Below are 681 nucleotides of genomic sequence, written 5' to 3' on the forward strand. Positions count from 1 at the left end.
AATCGAGTAGGAGGGAAATCTGAGTGATTTCCCGACCTCTCACACCACCGTGCGTACCGTTCGGTACACGGCGGTTCAGTCAACTTAACAAGTAACACACCTTTCGGTGTAGTAATCTAACATTGAGATTAATCCAAAACGGGTTAGTCTTTCTTTTGTAACGGCTACATTCATGGCACCGCCTTGACAGCAGTGTGCGATTCTCGCACCATTATAAGCCGTTGAGTACGCTAGTTTCTTATATACCCCTAGCTTTATTAAGTTCTTCGCGCGATTCTGTGGAGTTTTCCAATGTTTCCATATACACATGCGCAATCGAAATCTTATGCTTTGGTCGAGCGTGGCACATAACACCTTCATACTACCTATTTTAAAGTAGTTAATCCACCCTCTGATAAGCTGATTAAGTTTCTCAACCTTATAGCTGTTACTAACGCCCCAGCTACGACAAGTGAGTTCTTTCATTCGCCTCTTGAACTTTGCTACTGATTTTGCATGTGGTTTTGCCTTAAATTGGTGTGCTCTTGAATCAAAGTAGAATCCGAAACCCAGATATTTCAATCCTCTTGGTCTATCTACTTTGCTCTTGGTCATGTTAACTTTGAGTCCTAGTTTCTCTTCAATAAAACGAGATATGTTTCTCATTACACGATTGGCAGACATTTCGCTTCCGACCATAAT

At 41.7% G+C, this 681-nt stretch carries 1 protein-coding gene; it reads right to left on the minus strand.

All coding sequences use genetic code 11. The features are described 5' to 3' along the window. Positions 1-84: 84 nt before the first annotated feature. Positions 85-681, minus strand: a 597-nt coding sequence (locus DXA60_RS18545; protein WP_278336456.1) for a group II intron maturase-specific domain-containing protein, incomplete at its 5' end; no start/stop codon positions are given.

Origin of the sequence: Roseburia sp. OF03-24, assembly GCF_003463035.1 — a bacterium.
In the GTDB taxonomy this organism is placed as follows: Bacteria; Bacillota; Clostridia; order Lachnospirales; family Lachnospiraceae; genus Roseburia; species Roseburia rectibacter.